A 4,715-nucleotide genomic window follows, 5' to 3' on the forward strand; every position below is an offset into this window, starting at 1 on the left:
CGCCGCGGCATCCGTTCGCGACGCGTCCTTGTAGGCGCCGACCACCCGTGCGACCACGCCGCCGTAGTCGAGCGCCGCCCAGGCGGTCACGCCGTCGCGGATCACGACCTTCGGGCTCGGCCGGAGCTCCTCGAGGCACTCGGCGCAGACCGATCGGTCTGGCGTGCCGCAACCGGCGCACGACACGGGCAGGAGCAGGCCGACCGCATCGAGCAGCGCGTCGCGGGCCAACGCCCGAGCACGGCGGAGCGAGTCGACGGCCACATTCCCAGCATGGGCGCCGCCCCCGGTCGCCCGTCGTGAATCGGCACTGCCGACGACGGTCGGATCGGCCGCCGCCCTCGGGAGGACGAGACGATCAGGGCAGCTGCGATGCGACGAAGCGGATGCCGCCCGCCCGCGCCTGCCAGCCGACACCGACCTGGACGTCGAGGTCGCCGGTCGCCGTGAGCACCCGGAGATCGGAGTTGCCGCCGTCGACCTGGATGCCCGCCTCGGGCCCGCCGCGTTCGCGCGAGATGCCGCCGAGCTCCTGGACGACGAGGCGGGTCGCCCCGTCGCTGAGGCCGGTGACCGAGGCGACGGTGCTCGAGTCGAGCCACGCGACGTCGAGCGGTGCGCCCGTCACATCGGCCAGGTTCAGGACCACCTGTCCGAGCCCCTGCTCGGAGGGCAGGCCGTCTTCGCCGCGTTCGATGGCGGCGACCACGAACCGGGTCCGACCTCCGTCGGCGAGGAGCGCGAGGAGCCGTGTCGAGTCGCGGGACACCTCGATCGACGCGATCGAGGAGCCGCTCCACGGCACGGCGACCTGGCCCGTCGTGCCGTCGGGCGCGAACCACACGAGCTGGTCGGGATGGTCGGCTGGCACGGACCACACGATGCCTTGGCCGTCGATGGCGGGCACGACGAGGTTGGGGCGCAGGTCGAGCGGCTTCGTCTCCTCGCCGGCGCGGACGAGGAACACCCCTTCGGGCGACCGCACCGCCGCGGATTCGGCGCCGCTCCCCACGGAGGCACCGAGGGGAAGCAGGGCGGCGACGGACTCCGAGATGCCGGGAATGGGGTCGATGGACTCCCCCGACGCCGCAAGGTAGCCGAACGTCTCGCCGTCGAAGACGACCGTGCGCGGGTCGACGCGCGGCGACTTCGACGGGCGCCGCGCCGGCTCGGGCACGTCGGGATCGACGCCGTTCAGCGTGAGGTCGACACGCGTGATGTTGCGCACGCCGATCAGGCTGGCGTCGAGCTGCGCCTGCATGCGTTGCACGGTGCCGAGATCGTCGAAGGCCGCGCCCGCGAGCGACACGCTCGCGACGCCGCCCTCGACGGGGACGGCGGCCGGCTCGAGCTGCACGCCCTCGGGGAATGCCGAGACGACGCCGGGGGCCAGCCAGTCGGCCGCGCCAGTCAACAGCCCCTGCACGATGGTCGTCTGCGCCGAGTCGCGCCCGGCATACCAGCGCACGTCGGGTACCAGGTAGCGACCCGTGGGGTCGAGGAAGTACAGCGTGTAGTCGCGGAACACCTGGGTGAACTCGACCTGGTCGATGAGGAGGCCCTGCGGCGCGCTGGAGATGCGCCACTCTCCGTCGACCTGCTCGAACCGGTAGTCGAACGGGATGGGTGTTCGGGACGCGGGCTCCTCGTACTGCCCGTTCTCCAGCAGCAGCGCCGCGGGGGTGGCTTCCACGCGCATGGCCGTCGGATCGACCACGTCCACGTCGCGTTCGGCGAGCACGTCGACGGTCGCACCCGCCCCCGGATCCCACTCATCGGCGAATGCATCCGTCAGGTACTCGCGTGCGATCTGGTAGTTCTCACGCGGGCTCTGGGCCGCGTTGAGGAACCCGTCGAGGATCTGCGCCTGGCTCGCGCCCTTCGTCGGCGGGTCGGCGAGGATGTCGAACTCGTTCGGGGCCTCGTCGACCACTGGGTTACCCGGCTGGACGGGACCCGAACTGGGAATGGAGGCGCATCCGGCCAGGGCGAGTGCTGCGACGAGCGCCCCCGATGCCGCCGCGAGGAGCCTGCTACGCACCGTGCACCTCCCTCGAACCCGTCTCGAGCGTGGGCACGGCGCCCATGGCTCCCGTCGGAGCCGGACCCGCGGCCCCCGCGTCGGCCGGTTCGAGCGGCAGCGGGGAGACCACCTCGGCACCGGGCACCCGCGGCAGCGTCAGCCGGAAGACCGTGCCCGCGCCGGGCCTCGACCACACGTCGAGGGTCCCGCCGTGGGCGACCGCGTCCTCCAACGAGATCGCAAGGCCGAGGCCGGTGCCGCCGATGGTCCTCATGCGGCTGGGATCGGCGCGCCAGAACCGGTCGAACACCCGCTCGGCCTCCTCCTCCGTCATGCCCATCCCATAGTCGCGCACCGACAGGGCGATGGCGGTCTCATTGCTGTCGACGGCGACGACGATGGGGCGACCCTCGCCGTGCTCGATCGCGTTCCCGAGCAGGTTCCGCACGATGCGCCGGATGCGTCGTGGGTCGACTTCAGCGTCCAGATGACCTCCCGGCGCCTCGAGGCGGAGCTCGGTGCCGTGCTCGAGGGCGAGCTGGTGCATCGACTCGATCGCGTCGCCCGCGAGGTGGACGAGGTTGGTCGGCTCGGTCGCGAGCGTGACGGACCCGGCGTCGTATCGGCTGATCTCGAGGAGGTCGGCGAGCAGCCGCTCGAACCGGTCGGTCTGCGTGTGCAGGAGCTCCACGGTGCGCGAGGTGGGGCCGGGGAAGTCCTCGCGCTGCCCGTACAGCACGTCGCCGGCGAGCCGGATGGTCGTCAGCGGCGTGCGCAGCTCGTGCGACACGTCGGAGACGAATCGCTGCTGCATGACCGAGAGCTCGGCCAGTTCCTTGATGCGCGCCTGCAGGCTGTCGGCCATGCCGTTGAAGGATGCCGCGAGCGTCGACAGCTCGTCCTCGCCGCTCTCGGGCATCCGCACGCCCAGGTCGCCGGCGGCGAGCCGTCGGCTGGTGGCCGCGGTGGCCCGGATCGGCTCGATGACGCCGCGCACGACGACGAGCGTGATCGCGCTGAGCAGAGCCAGGAGTGCGGCCGCGCCGACCATGCCGGTGATCTGCATGGACGAAAGGGTCTGCTCGGCATCCGCGAGGTCGAAGCCGAGGTACAGTTCGTACCGGCCGGCGTTGGAGGGCAGCTCCAGATCACTGCCGACGACGATGCCGGGGTCCGTGCCGCCGTCGGCGTTCGGCAACGCGACGGACTGCCAGTACTGCGTGTCGGGGTGATCCTGCACCTGGGCGCGGAGCTCGGGCGTGATGACCCCGGAGAGCCCCGGGCTCAGCCGATCGGACGGCGCGATGGCGTTCGCGTCCTGACCGGGCGCCCGGAAGATCCCGATGTCGCTGCTGCCCGACACGCTCGAGATCGTGCTGATGGCGTCGGCCATCGCCTTCTGGGTGGATGCCCGGTCCGAGGCGACCGATGAGTCGAGGATGCCCTGCGCGGCCGCCGTGGCGTTGTTCGATGCCTCGAGCACCGCTTCGCGATTCGCCTGGAAGAGGTTCGACGCCACGCTGAACGAGATGTAGAGGCCGATCACCAGGATCGCGAGGCTCGACAGCCCGAGGGTGATGATCACGGTGCGGAACTGCAGGGATCGGCGCCACAGCACCGAGAGGCGCCGCGGCACCTCGCGCCACGACGGTGCGGCGCGTGGGGACTGGGCGTCGGCCGCGGCCATGCGGCTCCTAGGTGGTCGCGCCGGCGCGGTAGCCGACCCCGCGCACGGTCATGACGATGCGCGGGTTGTCGGGGTCGTGCTCGACCTTCGCGCGCAACCGCTGCACGTGCACGTTCACCAGCCGCGTGTCGGCCTTGTAGTGGTAGCCCCACACCTGCTCGAGGAGCATCTCGCGCGTGAACACCTGCTGCGGCTTCGAGGCGAGGGTGAGCAGCAGGTCGAACTCGAGGGGCGTGAGGTTGATGCGCTGGTCGCCCCGGCGCACCTCGTGGCCCGCGGCGTCGATCGTCAGGTCGCCGACGCCCAGCGTCTCCACGACGGGGTCGGGCGCCGGACGGAGGCGGGTGCGGATGCGGGCGACGAGCTCCTTCGGGTTGAAGGGCTTGACCATGTAGTCGTCGGCGCCGGACTCGAGGCCCTTGACGACGTCGGCCGTGTCGGTCTTCGCGGTGAGCATGATGATCGGCGTGCCGGACTCGGCGCGGATGCGCGCGCAGACCTCGATGCCGTCCATGCCGGGCAGCATGAGGTCGAGCAGGACGAGGTCGGGGCGCGCGTCGCGGAAGGCGGCGAGCGCGCCGGTGCCGTCTGGGCAGAACACCGGGTCGAAGCCCTCGGTGCGCAGCACGATGCCGATCATCTCCGCGAGGGCCGTGTCGTCGTCGACGACGAGTACGCGTGGGGTCATCCGTCTGTTTCCGTCGGGGTCCGTGGGCGGACCGATGGCAGTGAAACCACTGTAGCCGCTGGAACCCGTGCGTCGTCCGGAAGCCGCCTGCACGGCGGCTGAACGCCATGCGGGTGCTCCCGGGCCGTGACTCCGGGCGATCCCCAGGCCCGCCCCGGCCTGCTGGAAGTGTGCGAGCATGGTGCACACCCCCGGAAGGACCCGATCGGCGGGTAGTCGCCGACCCGATGGAGGGGTCCGCCCGGTGGGGTGGTCCCCTTCGGCGCTTCACCGCGCATGAACGTGACGAGAAGAACTTGACCGGTCCGGCACTGCCG

Annotated in this window: 3 protein-coding genes and 1 pseudogene; all 4 read right to left on the bottom strand. The window is 71.6% G+C overall.

Going from position 1 to position 4,715, the window contains the following annotated elements:
* Positions 1-264, bottom strand: a pseudogene (locus tag GH736_RS17515) (hypothetical protein); the annotation flags it as partial.
* Positions 265-358: 94 nt separating this feature from the next.
* On the bottom strand, positions 359-2,041 hold the full coding sequence (locus GH736_RS17520; RefSeq protein ID WP_159605617.1) for a GerMN domain-containing protein: 1,683 nt from the start codon (positions 2,039-2,041) through the stop codon (positions 359-361).
* Complete coding sequence (mtrB, locus tag GH736_RS17525; RefSeq protein WP_159605619.1) at positions 2,034-3,710, bottom strand: MtrAB system histidine kinase MtrB; 1,677 nt, start codon at positions 3,708-3,710, stop codon at positions 2,034-2,036. Before mtrB ends, GH736_RS17520 begins: the two co-directional genes overlap by 8 nt.
* 7 nt (positions 3,711-3,717) lie before the next feature.
* Positions 3,718-4,398 (bottom strand): MtrAB system response regulator MtrA, encoded by a 681-nt coding sequence (gene mtrA / locus GH736_RS17530; RefSeq protein ID WP_159605621.1) that lies wholly within the window; start codon positions 4,396-4,398, stop codon positions 3,718-3,720.
* Between the last annotated feature and the right edge of the window lie 317 nt (positions 4,399-4,715).

This window comes from Agromyces humi, from assembly GCF_009720255.1.
Lineage (GTDB): Bacteria > Actinomycetota > Actinomycetes > Actinomycetales > Microbacteriaceae > Agromyces > Agromyces humi.

Bases quoted from the DNA above. Each gene is read 5' to 3' on its own strand.
- mtrB (WP_159605619.1), bottom strand. From the start codon at position 3,710: ATGGCCGCGGCCGACGCCCAGTCCCCACGCGCCGCACCGTCGTGGCGC.
- mtrA (WP_159605621.1), bottom strand. From the start codon at position 4,398: ATGACCCCACGCGTACTCGTCGTCGACGACGACACGGCCCTCGCGGAG.